General features: G+C 71.6%; 20 protein-coding genes and 1 pseudogene. 9 read left to right on the forward strand and 12 right to left on the reverse strand.

The window, feature by feature from the left end; translation table 11 throughout:
* Positions 1 to 71: 71 nt before the first annotated feature.
* Positions 72 to 488: pseudogene (locus tag AB0316_RS09205) on the forward strand (transposase); the annotation flags it as partial.
* A gap of 58 nt (positions 489 to 546) precedes the next feature.
* Positions 547 to 1,371: an IS110 family transposase gene (locus tag AB0316_RS09210; protein ID WP_366272436.1), complete on the forward strand. Its 825-nt coding sequence runs from the start codon at positions 547 to 549 to the stop codon at positions 1,369 to 1,371.
* Between the two features lie 263 nt (positions 1,372 to 1,634).
* On the opposite strand, the gene AB0316_RS09215 is transcribed toward AB0316_RS09210, so the two are convergent.
* The 7 genes from AB0316_RS09215 to AB0316_RS09245 all read right to left on the reverse strand — a co-directional run bounded on the left by AB0316_RS09215 (position 1,635) and on the right by AB0316_RS09245 (position 8,433).
* Positions 1,635 to 2,141, reverse strand: coding sequence for a hypothetical protein (locus AB0316_RS09215; RefSeq protein ID WP_366272437.1), 507 nt, complete (start codon positions 2,139 to 2,141; stop codon positions 1,635 to 1,637).
* 95 nt (positions 2,142 to 2,236) lie between these two features.
* Positions 2,237 to 2,737, reverse strand: coding sequence for a hypothetical protein (locus tag AB0316_RS09220; RefSeq protein WP_366272438.1), 501 nt, complete (start codon positions 2,735 to 2,737; stop codon positions 2,237 to 2,239).
* Positions 2,738 to 3,972: 1,235 nt separating this feature from the next.
* Positions 3,973 to 4,791, reverse strand: coding sequence for an RNA methyltransferase (locus AB0316_RS09225; protein WP_366272439.1), 819 nt, complete (start codon positions 4,789 to 4,791; stop codon positions 3,973 to 3,975).
* A gap of 66 nt (positions 4,792 to 4,857) precedes the next feature.
* The gene (locus AB0316_RS09230) at positions 4,858 to 5,628 is read right to left on the reverse strand and encodes a sulfite exporter TauE/SafE family protein (RefSeq protein ID WP_366272441.1); all 771 of its coding nucleotides are present in this window, start codon (positions 5,626 to 5,628) and stop codon (positions 4,858 to 4,860) included.
* Between the two features lie 80 nt (positions 5,629 to 5,708).
* Entirely contained in the window at positions 5,709 to 6,929 is a 1,221-nt protein-coding gene (locus AB0316_RS09235; protein ID WP_366272443.1) for an SPFH domain-containing protein, read from the reverse strand.
* Positions 6,930 to 7,056: 127 nt separating this feature from the next.
* Positions 7,057 to 7,515, reverse strand: a complete 459-nt coding sequence (locus AB0316_RS09240; protein ID WP_366272444.1) for an NfeD family protein — start codon at positions 7,513 to 7,515, stop codon at positions 7,057 to 7,059.
* 120 nt (positions 7,516 to 7,635) lie between these two features.
* Positions 7,636 to 8,433, reverse strand: a complete 798-nt coding sequence (locus AB0316_RS09245; RefSeq protein ID WP_366272445.1) for an ABC transporter ATP-binding protein — start codon at positions 8,431 to 8,433, stop codon at positions 7,636 to 7,638.
* Between the two features lie 60 nt (positions 8,434 to 8,493).
* Here AB0316_RS09245 and AB0316_RS09250 point away from each other — a divergent pair, with 60 nt between their 5' ends.
* Positions 8,494 to 9,258 (forward strand): hypothetical protein, encoded by a 765-nt coding sequence (locus tag AB0316_RS09250; protein ID WP_366272446.1) that lies wholly within the window; start codon positions 8,494 to 8,496, stop codon positions 9,256 to 9,258.
* Between the two features lie 60 nt (positions 9,259 to 9,318).
* On the opposite strand, the gene AB0316_RS09255 is transcribed toward AB0316_RS09250, so the two are convergent.
* Positions 9,319 to 9,732, reverse strand: a complete 414-nt coding sequence (locus tag AB0316_RS09255) for a pilus assembly protein CpaE (RefSeq protein ID WP_366272447.1) — start codon at positions 9,730 to 9,732, stop codon at positions 9,319 to 9,321.
* Between the two features lie 53 nt (positions 9,733 to 9,785).
* On the opposite strand from AB0316_RS09255, the gene AB0316_RS09260 reads away from it, so the two are divergent.
* Positions 9,786 to 10,517, forward strand: a complete 732-nt coding sequence (locus AB0316_RS09260; RefSeq protein WP_366272449.1) for a PIG-L deacetylase family protein — start codon at positions 9,786 to 9,788, stop codon at positions 10,515 to 10,517.
* Between the two features lie 33 nt (positions 10,518 to 10,550).
* Here AB0316_RS09260 and glgA read toward each other — a convergent pair whose 3' ends face one another.
* The gene (gene glgA / locus AB0316_RS09265; protein ID WP_366272450.1) at positions 10,551 to 11,753 is read right to left on the reverse strand and encodes a glycogen synthase; all 1,203 of its coding nucleotides are present in this window, start codon (positions 11,751 to 11,753) and stop codon (positions 10,551 to 10,553) included.
* 117 nt (positions 11,754 to 11,870) lie between these two features.
* On the opposite strand from glgA, the gene glgC reads away from it, so the two are divergent.
* The 5 genes from glgC (at position 11,871) to cphA (ending at position 19,331) form a co-directional block, all read left to right on the forward strand.
* Positions 11,871 to 13,127 carry a glucose-1-phosphate adenylyltransferase gene (glgC, locus tag AB0316_RS09270; protein WP_366272452.1) on the forward strand — a complete coding sequence of 419 codons (1,257 nt, stop codon included), beginning with the start codon at positions 11,871 to 11,873 and terminating at the stop codon, positions 13,125 to 13,127.
* Complete coding sequence (locus AB0316_RS09275; protein WP_366272454.1) at positions 13,124 to 14,026, forward strand: LLM class F420-dependent oxidoreductase; 903 nt, start codon at positions 13,124 to 13,126, stop codon at positions 14,024 to 14,026. The genes glgC and AB0316_RS09275 overlap by 4 nt, the downstream gene beginning before the upstream one ends.
* A gap of 131 nt (positions 14,027 to 14,157) precedes the next feature.
* A complete protein-coding gene (serB, locus tag AB0316_RS09280; RefSeq protein ID WP_366272456.1) occupies positions 14,158 to 15,414 on the forward strand; it encodes a phosphoserine phosphatase SerB in 1,257 nt (418 codons plus the stop codon).
* 9 nt (positions 15,415 to 15,423) lie between these two features.
* On the forward strand, positions 15,424 to 16,356 hold the full coding sequence (locus AB0316_RS09285; protein ID WP_366272458.1) for a cyanophycinase: 933 nt from the start codon (positions 15,424 to 15,426) through the stop codon (positions 16,354 to 16,356).
* Between the two features lie 83 nt (positions 16,357 to 16,439).
* Positions 16,440 to 19,331 (forward strand): cyanophycin synthetase, encoded by a 2,892-nt coding sequence (cphA, locus tag AB0316_RS09290; RefSeq protein ID WP_366272460.1) that lies wholly within the window; start codon positions 16,440 to 16,442, stop codon positions 19,329 to 19,331.
* A gap of 76 nt (positions 19,332 to 19,407) precedes the next feature.
* Here cphA and AB0316_RS09295 read toward each other — a convergent pair whose 3' ends face one another.
* The 3 genes from AB0316_RS09295 to AB0316_RS09305 all read right to left on the reverse strand — a co-directional run bounded on the left by AB0316_RS09295 (position 19,408) and on the right by AB0316_RS09305 (position 23,291).
* On the reverse strand, positions 19,408 to 21,672 hold the full coding sequence (locus AB0316_RS09295) for a tetratricopeptide repeat protein (protein ID WP_366272462.1): 2,265 nt from the start codon (positions 21,670 to 21,672) through the stop codon (positions 19,408 to 19,410).
* Between the two features lie 38 nt (positions 21,673 to 21,710).
* Positions 21,711 to 22,472 carry an enoyl-ACP reductase FabI gene (fabI, locus tag AB0316_RS09300; RefSeq protein WP_366272464.1) on the reverse strand — a complete coding sequence of 254 codons (762 nt, stop codon included), beginning with the start codon at positions 22,470 to 22,472 and terminating at the stop codon, positions 21,711 to 21,713.
* 84 nt (positions 22,473 to 22,556) lie between these two features.
* The gene (locus tag AB0316_RS09305; protein ID WP_366272466.1) at positions 22,557 to 23,291 is read right to left on the reverse strand and encodes a beta-ketoacyl-ACP reductase; all 735 of its coding nucleotides are present in this window, start codon (positions 23,289 to 23,291) and stop codon (positions 22,557 to 22,559) included.
* Positions 23,292 to 23,336: the final 45 nt, after the last annotated feature.

A 23,336-nucleotide genomic window follows, 5' to 3' on the forward strand; every position in this document is an offset into this window, starting at 1 on the left:
TCTGGCGTGGCGAACGTCCTCCTGATGCGCTTGTCGGGCTTGGTGTCCCATCGCATCGAAGGAGGACGTTCATGTCTCACGGTAGTGGTGTTTCCCGCGGTGATCGGAACCGGAATGCTCGACTTTCCAGGCTGCGGGCGGCGGTCCCGACCGCGAACGCGATCGTGGGGATCGACCTGGCCGACCGCAAGCAGATGCTGGTCGTCACCGACCACGACTCGAAGGTGCTGGCGCGGCGGACGTTCCGGTGCAAGGCGTGGGACCTCGGCGCGGCGCTGGACTGGGCCGGCGACCGCGCCACCCGTGCGAGGTTCGCCGGGGTGACCGTGGCGTGTGAGCCGACCGGGCACCGGTGGATGGTCCTGGCCCAGCTCGCCGCGCAGCGGGGGATGGCGTTCGTGTGTGTCCAGCCGGCCGCCTCGTCGTGGGCGCGGAAGAGCGAGGACCTGACCACGGACAAGACCGACGACAAGGACGCCGTCCTCATCGCCCGGCTGACACCTCGGCGGCCGTCGGGAGGAGCTGCTCGGGCAGCATGTCGCGGCGGTGCAGAGGATCCGGGACCTGCTCGAGTGCGTGTGGCCGGCGGCGCTCGAGGCCGCCAAGTGGCCGTTCCGCTCGGCGACGTGGGTGGCCGCGCTGACTGTCGTGGTGCGCCGGGACGGTGGGGACCTGGACCGCACGAGGCGCCTGGGGCTGGCCCGGTTCGAGCGGGCCGTCCGCGCGGAAGTGACCTGGCGGGGCAAGACCCGCCCGTGCCTGCGGATCGTTCGACGCCTCTTCGCCGCGCTGACCGACACGGCGGGGGTGGTGGCGCACCGGCCGGCGGTGTTCGAGGAGCTCGAGTGGACCCTGGCTGACTGGGACGACGCCCGATCCAAACTGACCGATGTCGAGGCGCGGATGGTGTCCGTGCTCGACGAGCTCGAGGTGACCGCGCTGGTGGCGAGCATCGACGGGCTGTCCCCGGTCGGAGCCGCGGCGATCCTCGCCCAGACCGGCGACCTGACCCGGTTCACCTCCGCCCGGGCGGTGGTCAAGCACGCCGGCCTCGCACCGCGGGAGCGCAAGTCCGGCACGTTCACCGGCAAGGCTCGCGTCACCGGCGCCGGCCGGCCGCAGCTGCGGGTCGCCGCGTGGCGGGCGGTGTGGGGGTGCCTGCAGACGAACCGGGTGTACGCCGCCCGCTACCGCCACCTCACCAGCCGCGAGACCAACCGTCTGACCCCAACCCAGGCCCAGACCGCGGTCGCCGCAGCGATCCTGCGCCAGCTGTACGCCGTCGTGACCCAGCAGCGGGCCTGGGACCCGGTCATCGCCGCCCACGGCACGAACACGTGGAGAGAGACCATGGGCGTGACTGCGGCATAACGACATCCGCCCTGACGCGGGCCGTCCATCAGGAGGCGCTGGCGTTCATGAGCTGGGGCGGGGTGAGCCTTCCGCGGCATTGAGAACCCTCGCGGTATCTCGTCGGTCATCGCAGGCCGCCCCGTCCCGTCGTCGACACAACCCGATCACACGCTGCCGAGCACGACCTCGATTAGCTATGCAGGGCCCGACGGCGAGACACGGCACCCGCCCAGACTCTTGACGCTAAACACCTCACGCTGATGACCGGACGTTGATGGGCGTCAGGGCGCCGCTGTTTCGAGGGCGCCTATCTCGATGCTTGTGACCCCCTCGGGACACTCCCAGCGGGCAGAGGCGCCGGAGGGTCCCGCGGACTCATCTTCTGTTGTCCGATGAGGTGAAGCGTGCCGTGCGAGGAGTGGGTGGCGACCGCCGTGCTCGGGACACGCTGGCCAGGTCGGGTCTATGCCTCGTTCCCACAGCAGGATCTGCACGAGCATTTGAACCGCGTCAGCGATGGAAGTCGTGAGCTCGGTGTCGCTGCCCTTCTCTGGGAAGTACTTGGTCGGGCGGCTAGCTGGGTGAATGGCAAGAGAGTCACCGATATCGAGCAGTCCGTGTGCGTCCCACACCGGCGATACCGGCCGCAAGCCCATCTCATGCACGACGGCCCCGATCCCAACCTCCGAATCGACCCATTCAGAGACGACTACGCGCACGCCGGCAGTGGCGGACGCATCCCGAATGAGGGCTTCGCCTCGCGCCTGAAGGTGCTCAATCTCCGACATGGCTCAGAGCATCCCACCCGTGGAAGCAGCAGGAGTGGCGTAGCCCTTCGACGCTCGCGCTCTCGGCGCGCGCGGAGCGACGTGAGCGAGTGTGCTCACCGTTCCCAGGGGTCGACGATGGCGAGTAGTTGGACACCGATCTGCTTCAGGTCCTCGTGAATGCTTTCGGGCGTAGCGCCGATGAACTCGATCTCATCGAACATGTCGTCAGTCACTACGAGTTCCTGAAGAACGGCAGGCCCCTCATGACCGATCGCACGGTGTGCCCACCCGGCCAGTTGCCTGTCTGTCAGGTCACCGTGTAGCCAGCGTCGAATCTGGGCCTGAGTCGCCCTAACGGTCGCCTCCTCGAAGGAGAGCTGCTTCATACCGAGCTCTTCCCTTGCCACCGCGACGAGGGCGTCCATCTCGAAGGGACTCGTAAGGGGTGTAACCACCTTGCTCGCGAGGTCGACGAGCCCTTCGCCTTCCAGGCCGGTAGCGACTAGTTCGGTCGCAGCGGCTACCACCGACTTGGCGTCCGTGGCACGAATGTCATACAACGCGAGTTCGTCGCCAAAGCGTTGTCTCACCGAGACCGCGGGCGTGTAGGTCATGTGCGGAGCGTAGACATCCACCCGGTGAGCTGTGGCCTCTGAGACGGCAAGTCGACAGACCACTTCGCTCGATCTTCGTCAGTACGTCCGGACATCGGCAGAGTCGGACGCTCACGTCCCTCGTCCGGCGTGACACGGAAGCCCGCCACAGCGCGGCCGTGTGGCGGGCTTCCGATTCCCACAAGACGCCTGTGCCCGCGACGCGTAGCGTCAACCCTAATGAGCACCCGGGACGACATCCCCGCCGCCGTGGGCCAGGCGGCCGGGGGGCCGCAGCCTCGGAGCGTGAGAGGCGCTGACCGTCTGCTGGGCCGCCACGGGCGAGGGTGGCGACGCCCAGCGCTGCATCCTCACGCACTTCCTCGCCTACCAGCAGGACAGCTTCACCGAGGAGGCGGCATCGGACGAGCGCGCCCTCGCGGCAAACGAGCACGTCCTGGACGCCGAGTTGGCTCCGCCTGGCATCGCCTCCACGGTCGCCTTCTCGGTCGCCTCCACCTGGACTTCGGCCATGGGCGCCTGCGCCTCGACGACGTCGAAGCCCCGAGGCCGCACCTGGAGCCGGCCCGTGAGGGCGAGAACCTGCTGGACGACGGGCTACGGAGCCATGATCCGTGGCGGCATCAACCGGCTGGCCCAGCGCATCGATGCGGCGTGAGGCCGTCGTCACGGACCCGAGGTGCCGTCGTCACGAACCCCGGAGGCCACATGTCGGACGAGGATGCACCGGAGGTGCGGCGGGGTTGCCGGTGGTCTCCTTCGCCAGGGTGGCCACGGCGAGGCCTGGTCGCCCCGTAGCGCGGCGACCACCGTGGCATCTGGCTCAAGATCGGCAGGACCGGAGCGGCCGCCGCGACGATCAGCTATGCGGACGCCCCCGAGGTCGCTCTCTGCCGCGGGTGGATCGACGGGCAGAAGCGGGGGTACGACGAATCCCTCCTGGTCGCACCGCTTCACCCCGCGCGGCCCTTGGAGCCGTTGGTCGCAGGTCAACGGGGTCAAGGATCGAGGCCAGTCGCATGCGCCCCGCGGGCAGCCCCATATCGATGCCGCGAAGGCGGACGGGAGGTGGGCGGCAGCCTATGCCGGTCTGGCCGCTGCCCTCGCGGCCGATCCCGAATCGCAGGCCTCCTTCGAAGGCTCACGGCCGCCAACCGCTACGCGATCTTCTACCGCGTCCACGACGCGAAGCGTGGCGGTCGCCCGACCCGGCGTCGACCACGTCGTCGCGCTCATCAGCCGTCGGTGCGCGGCCGTAGCGCCCACATGGCCACCGCGCTGGCCGCGGCGACGTTGAGGGAGTCGACCCCGCCGGCCATGGGGATCCGAACGGTCAGGTCCGCGTCGGCGACGGTCCGGTGCGAGAGCCCGTCGCCCTCCGTGCCGACGACGAGCGCGAGCCGCTCCGGCGGATGCGCCTCGAGGTCGGCGAGCGACAGCGAGTCGTCGGACAATGCCATCGCCGCGACCGTGAGGCCCGCCTCGTGCAGCAGCTCGATGCCCTGGGGCCACGGGTCGATGCGGGTCCACGGCACCTGGAACACCGTGCCCATCGAGACGCGGATCGACCGTCGGTAGAGCGGGTCGGCGCACCTGGGGCTGACGAGCACGGCGTCGACGGAGAGCGCCGCGGCGCTGCGGAAGATCGCCCCGACGTTGGTGTGGTCGACGACGTCCTCCAGCACGACGACCCGCCGGGCCCCGCGCAGCAGGGACGCGGCCGACGGCAGCACCGGCCGCTGCATCGCCGCCAGCGCGCCGCGGTGCAGGTGGAAGCCGGTGAGCTGCTCGATGACCGGGTGCTCGCCGTAGTAGACCGGGACGCCGGCAGCCTCGGCGTCGGCCACGATGTCGCTGAGGTCGTCGAGCCAGCGGCGTGCCATGAGGTAGGACCGCGGCCGGTGGCCGGCGCGCAGCGCCCGCCGGATCACCTTCTGGCTCTCGGCGATGTAGAGGCCGCGCTCGGGCTCCGTCCGCCGCCGCAGCACGACGTCCGTGAGCGAGACGTAGTCGGCGAGGCGCGGGTCGGCGGGGTCGGTGATCTCGATCGGCACGCCGTCAGGCTAGTGCGACGCGGCAGCCGCCCCGACATCGCCTCACGCCCCCCGAGGGGCCTCGGCTCAGGGGAACCAGACGAGCTTGACGATGGCGACGACGCCGATGAGCAGGATCAGCGCACGCAGGACGTTGGGCGGGATCCGCCGTCCGATGCGCGCCCCGATGATGCCCCCGACGAAGGCCCCGACTGCGATGAGGACGACGATCAGCCAGTCGATGTGGTCGCGCGCGAAGAGCACGAAGACGGTGGCGGCGACGAAGTTGACGATGAGCGACAGGACGTTCTTGTAGCCGTTGAGCCGCTGCAGCGGCTCGAGGCTCAGGGCGCTGAGCAGGCCCATGATCAGCACGCCCTGCGCGGCGCCGAAGTAGCCACCGTAGACGCCCGCGACGAAGACGCCGGCCGCCATCGCCGGGGCGTGCCAGGCCGGCACCGGGGCGTCGGCGCCGTCGGGGTGGACGCGGGCCTGGATCGAGGGCCCCGCCACGACGAGCACCAGCGCGATGAGGATCAGCACCGGCACGATGGCGCGGAAGGCCGACGCCGGCAGGACGAGCAGCAGGCTCGCCCCCACGATCGAGCCGAGGAACGACATCGGCATGAGACGCCGCAGGGTCTCGGCCTGCCCGGTCAGCTCGTGCCGGTAGCCCCACGCCCCCGTCACGCCGCCGGCGACGAGCCCGATGTTGTTGGAGACGTTGGCCACGAGCGGGTTCACGCCGAAGAAGAGCAGCGTCGGGAAGGTGATCAGGGTGCCCGAGCCGACGATGGTGTTGATGATGCCCGCGCCGGTGCCGGCCAGCGCGATGGCGACCCCCGACCAGAAAGACACCCGGTCACCCTACAGAGGGTGACCGGGTGTCCCGGACGTGGGCTTCGCCCGCTTGTGTATGCCGTCCGGCCGGTGTCGGCTCAGCGGGTGGCGGGCGGCTCCGGGTCGGTTCCGGGCAGGTCCGCCGGGGCGGCCGCGCCGCCCTGGGGCAGCGCCGGGTCGGCCGGCAGGTCGGCCGGCGGGTCGGCGGCCAGGGCACCCGGGTCGACGGCCGGCGCGGCGGTGGGCAGCGGCGGCACGTCGGCGGCCGGCCGCACGGCCGCGTGCGAGCGCGTGAGCGGCTCGGTCGACTCTGCACTGGCAGCGGCGGCCTGGCCACGTGCCTCGGCGAGCGCCTTGGCGGGGTCCTCGAGGACCGTCTCGGCGAACGCGTCGTCCTGTCCGTCGCCCATCTGGGCCCAGGACTCCTCCTCGCTCTCCCCCGCGCGGCTGTCCGTGCCGCCGAGGGCGTTGCCGATGCCCTTGAGGGCGTCGGTCAGCTCCGACGGCACGATCCACATCTTGTTGGAGTCGCCGCGGGCGATCTGCGGCAGCACCTGGAGGTACTGGTAGGCCAGCAGCTTCTGCGTCGGCTTGCCGCGGTGGATGGCCGAGAAGACCTGCTGGATGGCCCGCGCCTGGCCCTGGGCCTCGAGGATGCGGGCCTGGGCCGAGCCCTCGGCGCGCAGGATCTGGCTCTGCTTCTCGCCCTCGGCGGTGAGGATCGCCGACTGCTTGACGCCTTCGGCGGTGAGGATCGCGGCACGGCGGTCACGCTCGGCGCGCATCTGCTTCTCCATCGAGTCCTGAACCGAGTGCGGCGGGTCGATGGCCTTGAGCTCGACGCGGTTGACGCGGATGCCCCACTTGCCGGTGGCCTCGTCGAGCACGCCGCGCAGCTGGCCGTTGATCTGGTCGCGGCTGGTCAGGGTCTGCTCGAGGTCGAGCGAGCCGATGACGTTGCGCAGCGTGGTGACCGTCAGCTGCTCGATGCCCTGGATGAAGTTGGCGATCTCGTAGACGGCGGCCTTGGCGTCGATCACGGAGTAGTAGATGACCGTGTCGATGCTGACGACGAGGTTGTCGGAGGTGATCACCGGTTGGGGCGGGAAGGAGACGACCTGCTCGCGCAGGTCGATGTTGGCGCGCACCTTGTCGACGAACGGCACGAGGAAGTGGATGCCGGCCTCGAGGGTCTTGCTGTAGCTGCCGAGGCGCTCGACGATCTGTGCGGTCTGCTGCGGCACGATGCGCACCGTGCGCACCACGATGATGAGCGCGACGATGACGATGAGAATGGGAATGAGAACTACCGGCTCCACGACCTTCTGACCTTCTCCCTGTGCGGTCCGTGCTCCCTGGGGAGCGACGGTGGGGGCGGGCGGGTCGGGCGACCCGCTCGCTCGTTCGAAACTGTTGGTGACGGCGGTTCGGCGACCGCCCTGTGTCCTACGCGCCGACGACGTGTGCGCGGCGCACGATGGCTGTGGCTCCCTCGATGGAGTCGACGACGACCTCCTCGCCCGGCTCGATGTCGTCGCCCAGGGTGCGGGCCGACCACGTCTCGCCGGCCAGCTTCACCTGGCCTCCGTCGGTGTTGACCCGGTCGATGGCGATCGCGGAGCGACCCACGTTGGCTGCGGCGCCCATCACGTGGTGGGGCTGGGTGGCGGTGAAGTGCCTCTTGAGCCACGGACGCACGATCGCGAGCAGCGCCACCGCGACCAGGCCGCCGACGATCGCCTGCACGACCGGGGGTGCACCGAACGCGGCCGCGATGGCGCCCCCGGCAGCACCACCGGCGAGCATGAGGAAGGTGAAGTCCACGGTGACTGTCTCGATGGCGACGAGAACCAGCGCGACCCCCAGCCAGACCATCCACGCCTGCCCCTCGGACACGTCGTTCACCCTGCCTTGGTCAGCGCCGGCGATGGACACCGGCGTCACGTGCGTCACTTGTGTGACGTTTACCAGTGTCCTCCAGTTCCCCGGGGGAACCTACGAACCGCGAGCCGGGACCTGACCCGGTCAGGAGGCGGTGAGGGAAGCGGCGCGGGCCGTCCAGCGCTCCCCGCGCTGCTCGAGCTCGAGCGGCAGGCCGAAGGTCTCGCTGAGGTTCTCGGCCGTGAGGGTGAGCGGGATGGGGCCGGCGGCCACGACCCTGCCGTCGCGGATCATCAGCACGTCGGTGAACGACGGCGGGATCTCCTCGACGTGGTGGGTGACCAGCACCATCGCGGGCGCCTCGGTGTCGGCGGCGAGCTCGCCGAGCCGGCGCACGAGGTCCTCGCGTCCGCCGAGGTCGAGACCGGCCGCCGGCTCGTCGAGCAGCATCAGCTCGGGGTCGGTCATCAGGGCGCGTGCGATCTGGACGCGCTTGCGCTCGCCCTCACTCAGGGTGCCGTAGGTGCGGTCGGCGAGGTGGTCGGCGCCGAGCGCCTTGAGCAGCTCCATCGCGCGGACGTAGTCGACGTGGTCGTAGGTCTCGCGCCAGCGGCCGATGATGCCGTAGGAGGCGGTGACGACGACGTTGCCGACGAGCTCGTCGCCGGGGATGCGCTCGGCCATCGAGGAGCTCGCAAGGCCGATGCGGGGTCGCAGCTCGAAGACGTCGACGGCCCCGAGCACCTCGCCCAGGACGCCGGCCACCCCGGACGAGGGGTGCAGCCGGGCGGCGGCGATCTGCAGCAGCGTCGTCTTGCCGGCACCGTTGGCGCCCAACACGACCCAGCGCTCGCCCTCCTCCACCTCCCACGTGACGTCGTCGAGCAGCGTCGTGGCACCGCGGCGGACGGTGACTCCGGCGAAGGCGAGGACGTCGCTCATGGCTCGACCCTATGGCACGCTCGTTCGAGCCGCCGTCCGGGCGCGCCCTACGATGGCCGGGTGCCCGAGCTGCCCGCCTCCGTCCGGCTCGCGCTGTGGGTCACGGCCTCGTGGCGGGGGGATCTCCCCACGACCGATGCCTTGGCGCGTGCCTTCCCCGACCTCGACCACGTGGCCGGCGACCTTGCCCGGCTCGACGTGTGGCGGGACCTCGGCGAGCGCGCACTGTTCGTGGCGCTCCCCCGGCCCGGCGACCTCAGCCGTATGCCGCGTGGTTCCACGAAGGCGACCGCGCACGCCGCCGACTCCGGCGAGTGCGTCTTCGTGGCCGGCATCGGCGGCGTCCTCGTGCCGACCCTGTCGGAGTTCGGCCCCGAGGGTGACGTCGGTGTCCGCGCCGACTGGAGCGTCTACGAGGCGGACCCGGTGCCCCGGCACCGGATGGAGATGCTCGACCTGCGCGAGATCGAGCGCGAGCTCATGAGCCGGGTGCGGCAGCACACGGCCTCCTTCGAGCGGGTGGGCGGCCACCCGTGGGGCGACCAGGCCCGCGCCGAGGCCCAGACCGAGCTCGACACGGCGCTGTGGGGCATCCCGCCCGCCACCTCCGGCCGGGCCCTGCGCATCATGTCGCTCGCCGCCAACCTCTCGCGCCTCGCGCACCGCACGGCCAGCCTCACCTCGCTGGGCTCCGGCGGCCTCGACGCCGGCACCACGGCCGCGCGGTCACGGCTGCTGCGCGACCTGGCTGCCGACGCCGACACCGCGCTGGCCGACGCGACGAACGTCGCGGTCATGTCGATCGCCGGCTGGCGCCCGGCCTGACCGCCCGCATGACCGACCGGCCGATCGCCGGCACTCCGGATCCCCGACTAGGCGCCTTCCTCACGCCGCGCCGGCGGCCTCGAGCCGGGCGATGAGCGCACGGGCGTACGCGCGCTCGACGTCGATGTCGACGTGGCGCTCGACCGCGCCCGACCCGGCGAGCACCGACACGGCATACCCACCCTCGAGCTGCTCGAGCGCGACGAACGCGTCCCCGAGGAGGTCACGCAGCTGGTCCTCACGCGGCAGCCAGACGACCTTGTCCTGCTCGACGCTGTCGAGCGCCCACTCGGTGGTGCCGTTGAAGCCGATGACGTCGCCCGTCGAGAAGTGGTGGACGTCGACGGTGATCTCGCTGATGACGAAGACCTCCTCCTCCATGCCCGTGACCGGCACGACGAAGCGGTCACCGGACACCGGCTCCCAGGTCAGCCCGGCGTCCGTGAGGCGGCGGGCGAGCTCGATCGTCAGCATGCTTCATGGTCACATCCGCCCGCCGGTTCGCCAAGGAACCCTAGATTCGGGGCATGACCGAGCAACCGAGCCTGGAGCCCCTGGACGAGAGCACCTTCGAGACGGTGCTCTGCGTCGTCGCGCACCCCGACGACCTGGAGTACGGCGTGGCCGCGGCCGTGGACCGCTGGGTGCGCGCCGGCAAGACGGTCACCTACCTGCTGGCCACGCGCGGCGAGGCGGGCATCGAGACCATGCCGCCGGCCGAGGCCGGGCCGCTGCGCGAGCAGGAGGAGCGCGACGGCGCGGCCCGGGTCGGGGTCGAGGTGGTCGAGTTCCTCGACGGCTTCCACGACGGGGTGGTCGAGCACGGGCTGGCGCTGCGCAAGGGCATCGCCCGCGAGATCCGGCGGCGCCGGCCCGACCTGCTCGTCACGGTGACGTACGCCGACCGCTTCCCCGGGGGCATGGCCAACCAGGCCGACCACCGGGCCGTCGGGCTCGCCGTCGTCGACGCCAAGGCGGACGCGGGCAACCGGTGGATCTTCCCCGAGCTCGTCGAGGAGGGCCACGAGCCGTGGCAGGTGGCGCACGTGCTCGTCTGCGCCGACCCCGAGCCGACGCACTTCGTCGACGTCTCCGAGCACTTCGACGCCGCGGTCGCCTCGCTGTCGGCCCACGACGCCTACCTGGCCGCTCTCGGCTCCCACTATCCCGAGCCGGCCGAGCTGCTCGCTCAGATCCTCGGCGGGCCGGCCGAGGTGACCGGGGTGCCCTACGCGGTGACCGGCAGGGTCATCGGCTGACGCCTGCCCTCGGGCGTCCAGCGGTCGGCCGGCTCAGGAACCGAGGACCGACCGGTAGACCTCGAGGGTGCGGTCGCCGATGGACGCCCACGAGAACGAGTCGACCGCGCGCTGCCGACCGGCCTGTCCGAAGGCGCGCGCCCGCTCGACGTCCGAGACGGCGTCGGTGAGCGCGGCCGCGAGGTCAGCGACGAAGCGGTCGGGGTCGACGGGTGTTCCCGTGCCGTCCTGGACCTGCTCGATCGGCACGAGCCAGCCGGTCTCGCCGTCGACGACGACCTCGGGGATGCCTCCCGTCGCCGTCGCGACGACGGGCAGCTCGCACGCCATCGCCTCGAGATTGACGATGCCGAGCGGCTCGTAGACGGAGGGGCAGGCGAACACGGTCCCGTGGCTGAGCAGCGCCACGACCTCGTTGCGGGGCAGCATGTCTGGGATCCACACGACGCCCTGGCGCTGCTGGCGCAGCTCGCCCATGAGCCCCTCGACCTCCGCGAGGATCTCGGGCGTGTCCGGGGCGCCGGCGCAGAGCACGAGCTGGACGTCGGGCGGCAGCTGCGCACACGCGCGCAGCAGGTAGGGCAGGCCCTTCTGGCGGGTGATGCGCCCGACGAAGACGACCGACGGCCGGTCGGGGTCGACCCCGTGGCGGCGGACGGTGTCGGTGGCCTCGGCGGAGCGGTCCGGCGACCACAGCTGCGCGTCGATCCCGTTGTGCACCACGTGAACTCGCGTGGGGTCCAGGGACGGGTAGCTGCGGAGGATGTCCTCGCGCATACCGGCACTGACGGCGACCACCGCCGCAGCGGACTCGTAGGCCGTGCGCTCGGCCCACGAGGACACCCGGTAGCCGCCGCCGAGCTGCTCCGCCTTCCAGGGCCGCATCGGCTCGAGCGAGTGCGCGGTCACGACGTGCGGCATGCCGCCGAGGAGGGAGGCGAGGTGCCCGGCCATGTTGGCGTACCAGGTGTGCGAGTGCACGAGGTCGGCCCCCACGCAGTCCCCCGCCATCGTGACGTCGACACCGAGGGTCTGCAGGGCCGCGTTGCCGCCGGCGAGCTCGGGCAGGTCGGCGTATGCCGTCGTGCCGGGCTCGTCACGCGGGCCACCGAAGCAGCGCACCCTGACGTCGAGGTCGCCGCGCGCCCGCAGAGCCCGCACCAGCTCGGCCACGTGGACGCCGGCACCTCCGTAGATGGCCGGCGGGTACTCCTTGCTGAGGATGTCGACGCGCACGGGTCGACCCTAGTGCCGCGCGGCCGCGGCCACCGGCCGAAGACCCGCTGGTGAACGTCTGTCCACGTTGCGCGCCGAGGCCGCCCCAGCGGCGACCGCTGCCCTAGGGTGGCGTGCATGGCCCGACGAAGCCCAGCAGCTGGTCCGAAAGTCCTCGCGATCGTGCTCGCCGGCGGGGAGGGCAAGAGGTTGATGCCGCTCACCGCCGACCGGGCCAAACCGGCCGTGCCGTTCGCCGGCATCTACCGGCTCATCGACCTGGCGCTGTCCAACGTCGTCAACTCCGGCTACCTGCAGGTCGTCGTGCTGACGCAGTACAAGTCGCACAGCCTCGACGCGCACGTGACGAAGACGTGGCGCATGTCGACGCTCCTCGGCAACTACGTGACCACCGTGCCGGCGCAGCAGCGCGTCGACAAGAACTGGTACCTCGGCAGCGCCGACGCGATCTACCAGAGCCTCAACCTGATCCACGACGAGCGGCCCGACATCGTCGTGGTCGTCGGCGCCGACCACGTCTACCGCATGGACTTCAGCGCCATGGTCGAGCAGCACATCGAGTCGGGCGCCGCGTGCACCGTCGCCGCGATCCGCCAGCCGATCTCGCTCGCCAACCAGTTCGGGGTCATCGAGGTCGACGACCGCGACCCGTCGAAGATCGCCGCGTTCCTCGAGAAGCCGAGCGACCCCAAGGGGCTGCCCGACAACCCCGACGAGGTGCTCGCCTCGATGGGCAACTACGTCTTCACCGCCTCGGCCCTCGAGGTGGCCGTCAGCGCCGACCGCGAGACCGACTCGAACCACGACATGGGCGGCGACATCGTGCCCTGGTTCGTCGCGCGCGGCGAGGCCGGCGTCTACGACTTCAAGGACAACGAGGTGCCCGGCGCCACCGACCGCGACCGCGGCTACTGGCGCGACGTCGGCACCATCGAGTCCTACTACGACGCCCACATGGACCTCATCTCGATCCACCCGGTCTTCAACCTCTACAACTACGAGTGGCCGATCTACACCAGCCACAGCCCCTACCCGCCGGCGAAGTTCGTCCACGGCAGCGGCGACCGCATCGGCGAGGCGCTCAACTCGGCCGTCTCCCCGGGGGTCGTCGTCTCGGGCGCCCACATCTACGCGTCCGTGCTCTCACCGCTCGTCAGGGTGCACTCCTACGCGAGCATCCAGGGCTCGGTGCTGCTCGACGGCGTCGAGGTGCACCGGCACGCCCAGATCCGGCGCGCCATCCTCGACAAGAACGTCGTCGTCCCCGAGGGGTGCCAGATCGGCATCGACCACGAGCACGACCGCGCCAGAGGGCTGCACGTCACCGAGACCGGCATCGTCGTCGTCGGCAAGGGCCAGGTCGTCACCCGATGAGCGCTGGTGCGGACGCGCCGGTGCAGGCCCCGGCCACCGGCCCGCTGCCGGCGAGCGCCGCAGACCCGCGCCCGGCGCGAGTCGGCGTGCAGGTCCCGCCGCAGCACGCGACGTGGGCCCAGATCCGCCGCACCGCAGCGACGCTCGAGGAGATGGGCGTCGACCTGCTCCTCTCGTGGGATCACTTCTTCCCGCTCAGCGGCGATCGCGGTGGGATGCACTTCGAGTGCTGGACGATGCTCGGCGCCTGGGCCGAGTCGACCGAGTCGGTCGAGTTCGGCGCCCTCGTCACGTGCAACAGCTACCGCAACCCGAACCTGCTCGCCGACATGGCGCGCACCGTCGACCACATGAGCGGCGGCCGACTCGTCCTCGGCATCGGATCAGGATGGGCGCAGCTCGACTACGACGAGTACGGCTACGAGTTCGGCACGGCCGGCGGCCGCCTCGACGACCTCGCCCGCGACCTGCCCGTCATCCGTGACCGGTGGACGCGGCTCAACCCGCCGCCCACCCGGGACATCCCGATCCTCATCGGCGGAGGCGGTGAGAGGAAGACGCTGCGGATCGTCGCCGAGCACGCCGCCATCTGGCACGGCTTCGGAGACCCTGCGGAGATTGCCCACAAGCACCGGGTCCTCGACGACTGGTGCGCCCGCCGAGGCCGCGACCCGCTCGAGATCGAGCGGTCCGCCGGGGTCGCCTTCGTGCCGGGCCGCAACCCCGACCAGCGCGGTGACTACGCGAGCAACGCCGAGCAGCTGCACGCCATCGGCACCCGGCTCTTCACCGCCAGCGTCGCCGCCGCCGACCCGGACCTCGGCCGTGTCCGCGACCTGCTGCACTGGCGCGACGAGGTCAACGCCCGCCCTGCTCAGACGCCTGCCGAACCCGGCTGAGCGCCGGCCGACCGACCCGAGACGGCACGCGGGCGCCCGAGGGGCGAGACGGCATACGTCCTCGGGTCGCGACGCGCGCCGTATGCCGGAAGGTGCGTCGGGAGCGAGCGCTCCCTCACTACCCTGACCGGGTGACCGACGCCAGCCCCGACGACCATCCCGACACGACGGACCTGCGCACGCTCAGCGTCACCGTGACCGGTGACGACCGCCCCGGTGTCACCGGGACGCTGCTCGGGGCGCTGTCCGGCTACGGGGCCGAGGTCCTCGACATCCAGCAGGTCGCCGTCCAGGGCCACCTGACGCTGACGGTGCTGCTGCGCCCCGGCGACCAGGTCGAGCAGCTGCGCGACGCTGCGGCCGTGGCCGCCCACCGGCTCGGGGTGACGCTGACCGTCGTCGAAGGGCACGGCGACAACGCCCGCTCCCGGCAGGGGCGAGCGGCGGTCGTGGTCCTCGGCGCTCCCCTGCGCGCGAGCGCCGTCTCTCGCGTCACGTCACGGATCGCCGAGCACGGCGCCAACATCGACCGCATCCGCCGGCTCTCCCGCTACCCCGTGACCACGGTCGAGTTCGACATCTCGGGCGCCGACGTGCCGTCACTGCGGACCGAGCTGGCGCTCGTCTCGACGTCGGAGGGCATCGACATCGCCGTGGCGCCGGGCGGCCTCGCCCGCCGAGGACGGCGGCTCGTCGTGCTCGACGTCGACTCCACGCTGATCCAGCAGGAGGTCATCGAGCTGCTCGCCGCGCACTGCGGCCGCGAGGCCGAGGTCGCCGAGGTCACCGCGCGGGCCATGGCAGGCGAGCTCGACTTCGAGGAGTCGCTGCGCGCGCGGGTCGCCACCCTGGCGGGCCTGCCGGCGAGCGTCCTCGAGGAGGTGCGCGAGGCGGTACAGCTCACGCCCGGCGCTCGCACGCTCGTGCGCACGCTCAAGCGGCTCGGCTTCACCGTCGGCCTCGTCAGCGGCGGGTTCATCGAGATCGTCGGGTCGCTCGCCGAGGACCTCGGCATCGACCACGCCCGCGCCAACCGGCTCGAGATCGCGGATGGCCGCCTCACGGGGCGTGTCGTCGGTGACGTCGTCGACCGCGCGGGGAAGGCACGTGCGCTGCGGGAGTTCGCCGAGCAGGAGGGGCTGCCGCTCAGCCGCACGGTCGCCATCGGCGACGGCGCCAACGACCTCGACATGCTCGACCTCGCCGGCCTCGGGGTCGCCTTCAACGCCAAGCCCGTCGTGCAGGAGCAGGCCCAGACCTCCGTCAACGTGCCGTACCTCGACTCGGTGCTCTACCTGCTCGGCATCTCGCGCGACGAGATCGAGCAGGCGGATCTGGACGACGGCACGCCGACACAGGCTCCGCCGGTCCCACGCAGCCCTCACTAGGCTGGCGCGATGCAGACCCTGGACCCCTCGCCCGATCCCTCCGGCGCGGGCTCCGCTCCCTCGGGCGAGGTCCGCCGCACCGTGCTTGTCATCGGTGGCGCCGAGGACCGCATCGGGCGCTCGGTCGTGCTCAAGCGGTTCGTCCGGCTCGCCGGTGGGCACCGCGGGCACATCGTGCTCATCCCGACCGCCTCCTCCTTCGCCGGCGAGGTCTCCGAGTCCTACCGCGACGTCTTCACCCGGCTCCGCGGCGGCGACATGACGGTCGTGCACCCCGAGACGAGGCGCGACGCCGACGACCCCGACATGGTGGCTGCGCTCGACGCCGCGACCGGCGTCTTCCTCACCGGCGGCAGCCAGGTCAAGCTCGCCCAGAACATCGTCGGCACCCCGGTGGGTGACGCCGTCGTGCGGGCCTACCAGCGCGGCGCCGTCGTCGCCGGCACGTCCGCGGGCGCCTCCATCATGAGCCGGTTCATGATCTCCCTCGGCGAGGAGGGCCTGACGCCCCGCCAGCGCGCCAGCCAGGTCTCCGCCGGCCTCGGCCTCGTCGAGGACGTCATCATCGACCAGCACTTCGACCAGCGCGGACGCTACGGGCGCCTCATGTCCATGGTCGCCGCCTCCCCCAACCTGCTCGGCATGGGCATCGACGAGAACACCGCCGGCGAGATCCGCGACGGGCGCACGATGTCGGTCATCGGCGCCGGGTCGATCTTCATCGTCAACGCGCGCAACGCCATCACCGATGCGCCCGACGCACGCCGCGGCGCCCCGCTGCTCGTCTCGGGCGCGGTGGTGCACTCGCTGCCCACGGGCAGTACCTTCGACCTCGACCACGTCGAGCTGACCGCCTTCGTCGAACGCCACCCGGACGTCGAGGGCGCCGTCGTCCCGGCCAAGGTCCGGGCGGCGGCCTCTGCGAGCACCCCCGCCCGCTGAGCCCGTCCGCCCGCCACAGAGCAGCACCGCCCGAGGGGACGCGCCGCCCGGCGTCCCCCGAGCGTTTCCGTAGGAGGAGACCCATGGCCGTCGAGGTACCCACCCCCACCGGACCGGCACGGCCGGACCTCACAATCCTCGAGACCCGGATCTACCGCGGCCCCAACGTCTGGTCCTACCAGCAGGCCATCCACCTCGTCGTCGACCTCGGCAGCCTCGAGGAGTACCCGACGGTCTCGCTGCCCGGCTTCACCGACCGGCTCGTCGAGCTCGTCCCGGGGCTCGAGCGCCACACCTGCTCGCGCGGGCGCCGCGGCGGGTTCGTCGAGCGGCTCCACGAGGGCACCTGGCTCGGGCACGTCGCCGAGCACGTTGCCCTGCAGCTGCAGACCCTCGCCGGGCACGACTCGCGCCGCGGCAAGACCCGCGGCGTCAAGGGCGAGCCGGGCCGCTACAACGTCATCTACAGCTACACCGACGAGACCGTGGGCGTTGCCGCCGGGAAGCTGGCCGTACGCCTGCTCAACCACCTCGTCGACGCCGAGGACGGCTTCGACTTCGAGACCGAGCTCAACGGCTTCCTGCGCCAGGCCGAGCGGGTTGCGTTCGGGCCGTCCACGTCGGCGATCCTCGAGGAGGCCGCGTCGCGTGACATCCCCTACATCCGGCTCAACTCCGCATCCCTCGTCCAGCTCGGCCAGGGCGTCCACGCCCAGCGCATCCGCGCCACCATGACCTCCAAGACCGGTGCGCTGGCCGTCGACATCGCAGGCGACAAGGACCTCACGACCAAGCTGCTGGGCTCGGCGGGCCTCCCCGTGCCGAAGCAGGAGGCCGTACGCACGTTGCGCGGCGCGCTGGAGGCGGCCCGCCGCATCGGCTTCCCCGTCGTGGTCAAGCCGCTCGACGGCAACCACGGCCGGGGCGTGTGCCTCAACCTCGCGAGCGACGAGGAGGTCGAGAAGGCATACGACATCGCCCGGGAACAGTCGCGCCGCGGGACGGTCATCGTCGAGTCCTTCGTCACCGGTCGGGACTACCGGTGCCTCATCGTGGGCGGCAAGATGCAGGCGATCGCCGAGCGGGTGCCCGCGCACGTCATCGGCGACGGGACCCACACCGTGGGCGACCTCGTCGAGATCACCAACGCCGACCCGCGCCGCGGCGTCGGGCACGAGAAGGTCCTGACCAGGATCAAGCTCGACGCCAACGCCCTCGAGGTCCTCGCCGGGCAGGGACACACCCTCGAGTCGGTGCCGCCGGAGGGCGAGATGGTCAAACTCGCCCTCACCGGCAACATGTCGACCGGTGGCATCTCGATCGACCGCACCTACGACGCGCACCCCGACAACGTCGAGATCGCCGAGGAGGCCGCACGCATCGTGGGCCTCGACGTGGCCGGCATCGACTTCATCTGTCCCGACATCACCTTCCCCGTGCGCGAGACGGGCGGCGCCATCTGCGAGGTCAACGCGGCCCCCGGCTTCCGCATGCACACCCACCCGACGGTGGGCGAGCCGCAGTTCATCGCCAAGCCGGTGGTCGACCTGCTCTTCCCGCCGGGCACCCAGTCGCGCGTGCCGATCGTCGCCGTGACCGGGACCAACGGCAAGACGACGACCTCGCGGATGATCGCCCACATCTTCAAGGGCCTGGGGCGCAAGGTGGGCATGACCTCGACCGACGGGGTCGTCATCGACGAGCGCCTCGTCATCAAGGCGGACGCCTCCGGACCCCGCTCCGCGCGGATGGTCCTGCAGAACCCCCGCGTCGACTTCGCCGTCATGGAGGTCGCCCGGGGCGGCATCCTGCGTGAAGGTCTCGGCTACGACCGCAACGACATCGCGGTCGTCACGAACATCGCGCCTGATCACTTGGGGATGAAGGGAATCGACACCCTGCGCCAGCTGGCCGACGTCAAGGCCGTCATCGTCGAGGCGGTGCCGCGTGACGGTTTCGCGGTGCTGAACGCCGACGACCCGCACGTGCGCAACATGCGTCGCCGCTGCTCGGGCAGCATCGTCTGGTTCTCGATGGCCGAGCCGGGCAGCGAGGTGCGTGAACTGGTCGACGACCACTGTCGCCGTGGCGGCCGCGCCGTCGTGCTGGAGCCGAGCGACCGCGGCGAGATGATCGTCATCAAGCACGGACGCCGCAGCATGCAGCTGGCGTGGACGCACCTGCTGCCGGCGACATTCGGCGGCGCAGCCCGCTTCAACATCGCCAACGCGCTCGCCGCGGCGGGTGCCGCGTTCGCCGGCGGTGCCCCGCTGCACGACATCCGGCAGGGCCTGCGCACCTTCGCGACCACCTACTACCTCTCCCCCGGTCGCCTCAACCTGGTCCAGGTCGGCAACGCCGACGTCTTCGTCGACTACTGCCACAACGCTGCGGGCATGAAGGAGCTCGGCGTCTTCGTCGACCGCTACACCGAGCAGAAGCAGGGGCAGGCCGATCTCGGCCGGATCTCGCGCATCGGCATGATCGGCGCCGCGGGTGACCGCCGGGACGACGACATCCGGGAGCTCGGCGAGGTGGCCGCGCGGCACTTCGACGTCGTCGTCGTGCGCGAGGACGCCCGCCTGCGCGGGCGCGCCCCGGGCGAGTCGGCCCGGCTGGTGGCCGAGGGCGCCCGCGCGGCGATGGCCGACGGCGCACGCTGCCGTCAGGTCGAGATCGTGCTCGACGAGCTCGAGGCGACCCGGCACGTGCTGGCCCGCACCAACCCGGGCGACGTCGTCGTCATGTGCGTCGACAACCACGCCCGCGTCGTGGCCGAGCTCGAGGAGCGCACGAACGCCGCCCAGGCCGGAGCACGACTCGGCACGCCGGGCGCCGGCACGAGCGATCCCGACCTCGACCCGAGCACCCTGACCGAGACGGCCGAGGCAGAGGGCGAGGAGGCCGAGGGCGAGGCGCTCGCGACCGTCCCCGCGGAGAGCCAGCCCGCGGCTCTCGACGACACCGCCGTCTGACGCGCACCCCGTTCCCCACTCACCCCGACCGCATACCTCCCCCAACGTCGAGTGGGCACTTTGCGACACGCGTCGGTCAGTCGGTGGCGGGGGCGAGCTCGTCGGCGTAGGCGCGCAGGGCTCGGCGGTAGGCCTGGGTGTCGACGTCGGTCGTGGCCTCGAGCGTGCCCCGGACGAGGTCGGCCACCGCCTGGCGCTCCCGGCCGAGGTCGGCCTGCGCGAGAGCGCACAGCACGAGAGCTGCGGTGCTGTGCGGGCGGGTGGCCAGGACCTCGTCGAGGACAGCCAAGGCCTCCTCGGCCCGACCGACGACGCGCAGGCTGGAGGCCAGCTGCAGCTGCGCGAGGTGCCGGTGCGGCTCCCGCAGCCCACCGGTCAACGCCTGCTCGTAGAGCCCGATGGCGCAGCGCTCGTCACCCAGTGCGTCCCAGGCCCCTGCGAGCTCGAAGACCAGCCGCGCGTCCGCCGGGTGGTCGTCCACCAGGGCCTGGGCCGCCTCGACCCGTGCCTGCGCGTCGTCCATCGTCCACAGCGCCGCGATCTCACCCTCGAGCTCGTGCTCGCCGCGGCCTGCGACCACCTTGCGGCGGATGGTGCGCGCGTCGTCCACGGTGCCGCCCTGCCCCCGGACCCAGCCGTCGACCTCGGTCCGCTCCGCGTGGCACATCAGGGCGATCACGTCGCCGTCGAGCGCGTGCGCCACCAGGGCCTGCAGCGCAGCGAGCTCGGTGTCGTGTGCAGGGACGTCGAGGACACCCACCGTCGCGAGGCCCTCGCGGAAGAGGTTCAGCAGCTCCTCCGGCCGGCGCCCGCGCAGGTAGTGCTCGGCGACCTTGAGCACGACCTCCTCGGCGCCGCGGCCGGCGATCTCGCCCATCGCCACGATGGCCTCGTCGGCGCGGTCCCCCGCGCACCCGAGACCCAGCCGGACGGCCCCGCCCGGCGCGGCGAGGCCACGGGCGACTTCGAGCAGAGCGTCGAGACCGGCCTCGTTGTGGGCCATGTCCATGATGACGGTGGCGGTGCCGGCGCCGTCCGGCAGAGGCAGCGTGTAGGTGTTGAGGCGCCCCCAGTTGTGCTCCGGGTCGGGTGCGAAGGTGCGCAGCCCCTCGACGACGGCCGAGCGGGGCACCCCGAGCCCGAGGGCGGCCGCCGCCCCGGCGAGCGCGTTGGCGATGTTGTTGCGTGAGAGCCCGCTGAGCGTCATGGGCACGTCCACGACCTTGACGAGCCGGTCGGGGTCGCCGTTGGGCGAGAGCACCACGATCTCCCCGTCGAGCACGGTGATCCCTCGGCCCCCGGCGTTGATCGACTCCCACAGAGCCGGGGACGCGGGGTCGAGGCTGAAGGCCCACGGCTTGGCCTTGATGCCGAAGTGCATGGCCCACACGCGCGGGTCGTCCCCGTTGAGCACGACCCAGCCCTGCGGCTTGGTGACCGTCGTGACGATGGCCTTGACCTCCGCGAGCTGGTCGAGGGTGTCGATGCCCTGCAGGCCGAGGTGGTCGGCGCTGACGTTGGTGACGACGCTGACGTCGTTCGCGGTCACGCCCATCCCCTTGAGCAGCATCCCGCCCCGGGCGGTCTCGAGGATGCCGATGTCGAGGCCGGGCGTCTCGAGCACGCCGCGTGCCCCCGCGGGCCCGGAGTAGTCCCCCTCCTCCACGGTCTCGCCCATGACGACGATGCCGTCGGTGGAGCTCCAAGCCGTGGTCAGCCCCGCGGCCATGCACATGTGCGCCATGAGACGGGTGGTCGTCGTCTTGCCGTTGGTGCCGGTCACGGACGCGACCGGGACGGTGGGAGTGAGCACGCTCGGGCCGGGCCCGTCCGGGGCGGCCAGGATCACGGCCGCCGCCTTCTCGATGAGCTCGTCGGGCCTTCGCGAGCTGTCGAGCAGCTCGGTCATGACGACGCCGAGCTGCTCCCCGGCGACCTTGGCACGGCCACGGTGGATCCACGGGAACGCGACGACGACCTGCTCGACCGTCTGGCCCGCCCGCACCCGCACGCCGAGGCGTCCGGCGCCGATCTCGGTGCCCAGCCTCCGCATGACGGTGCGCAGCAGTCGCATCACGAACCGCTGGCGCAGCGCGGTGCCGCGCTTGCCCGGCCGGGCCGAGCGCAGGCCGACGCGGCGGGCCAGCTCCTCGGCCGCCGGACGCTTGAGCTCGAGGTAGCCGGGAAGGTGCAGGACCACCTTGATCGCCGGCCGCGAGAAGTAGAGGTTGGGCCCGTCGAGCACCCGCACCTCGTCGATGCGCACGGCGTCGGACGCGGGCTGGGCGCCTGCCCGGGGCTGGGTCGTCAGGGCGCTGGACTCGTTCCCGGGGTCAGGCATGGCCAGACTCTAGCGACCGGCCCGGAGTGCCTGCGCGCTCACTGACCCATGGCGTGGACGCCGCCGTCGACGTGCACGATCTCGCCCGTCGTGGCCGGGAACCAGTCCGAGAGCAGGGCTGCGCAGGCCTTCGCCGCAGGCACCGCGTCGTTGACGTCCCACCCGAGCGGCGCCCGCTCGTCCCAGACCTGCTCGAACTGCTCGAAGCCGGGGATCGACTTCGCGGCCGTGGTGCGGATCGGGCCGGCCGCCACGAGGTTGCACCGCACGTTCTTCGGACCGAGGTCGCGGGCGAGGTAGCGGTTGGTCGACTCGAAGGCGGCCTTGGCCACGCCCATCCAGTCGTAGACCGGCCAGGCGAACTTGGCGTCGAAGGTCAGGCCCACCACCGAGCCGCCCTCGGACATCAGAGGCAGTGTCGCGACGGCGAGCGACTTGAGGCTGTAGGCCGAGATCTGCAGCGCGGTCGAGACGTCCTCCCACGTGCCCTCGAGGAAGTTGAAGGCGCCCTGCGGGGCGAAGCCGATCGAGTGCAGCACGCCGTCGAGGCCGTCGACGTGCTCGCGCAGCCGCTCGGCGAGGGTGTCGAGGTGCTCCTGGTCGGCGACGTCGAGCTCGATGACGGCGGGCGTCTCGGGCAGCCGCTTGGCGATGGTCTGGGTGATGCGCATCGTGCGCCCGAACGAGGTGAGCACCACGGTCGCGCCCTGCTCCTGGGCGATCTTCGCGACGTGGAACGCGATCGAGCTGTCCATCAGGACGCCGGTGATGAGGAGCTTCTTGCCTTCGAGGATTCCCATGCCTGCGACTTTCTCGTGTGTGGGGTGCGGGTGCCGCGCGAACGCGCCGACGGCGTACGTATGCCGTGTGGGACGTCGGGAGGGTCAGTGACCCATGCCGAGGCCGCCGTCGACGGGGATCACGGCGCCGGTGATGTAGGCGGCTTCGTCACTGGCCACGAAGCGGACGACGGAGGCGACCTCCTCCGGCGTGGCGAAACGGCCGGCCGGGATGCTCGCGAGGTAGGCCTTCTTCTGCTCGTCGGGCAGGACGGCCGTCATCTCGGTCTCGATGAAGCCGGGAGCCACGACGTTGGCGGTGATGCCGCGGCCGCCGAGCTCGCGGGAGACCGAGCGGGCGAGACCGACGAGGCCGGCCTTCGACGCGGCGTAGTTGGCCTGGCCGGGTGAACCGTAGAGGCCGACGACGCTGCTGATCAGCACGATGCGGCCGCGGCGCTTGCGGATCATGCCGGTGGCCGCGCGGCGGGCGCACCGGAAGGCGCCGGCGAGGTTGGTGTCGATCACCGAGTCGAAGTCATCGTCGCTCATCCGCATCAGCAGCGTGTCGCGGGTGATGCCGGCATTGGCGACCAGCACCTCGACCGGCCCGCCGAGGATCTCCTCGGCCGCCGTGAACGCCTCGTCGACGGAGGACGAGTCGGTGACCTCGCACTTGACGCCCTGCAGCCCCTCAGGCGGTTCGCCGGAGCGGTGCGTGATGACGACGTTGTCGCCGCCGTCGACGAAGGCCCTGGCGATGGCCAGCCCGATGCCGCGGTTGCCGCCGGTCACGAGCACGTTGCGTGCCTGCTTCGTCGACGCTTCGTTCGTTGGCACTGGTGGGTTCCTCCATCGGTCCGGGCCGTTTCCTGCCCCGAAACC

Source organism: Terrabacter sp. NPDC080008 (assembly GCF_040702505.1).
Taxonomy (GTDB): domain Bacteria; phylum Actinomycetota; class Actinomycetes; order Actinomycetales; family Dermatophilaceae; genus Terrabacter.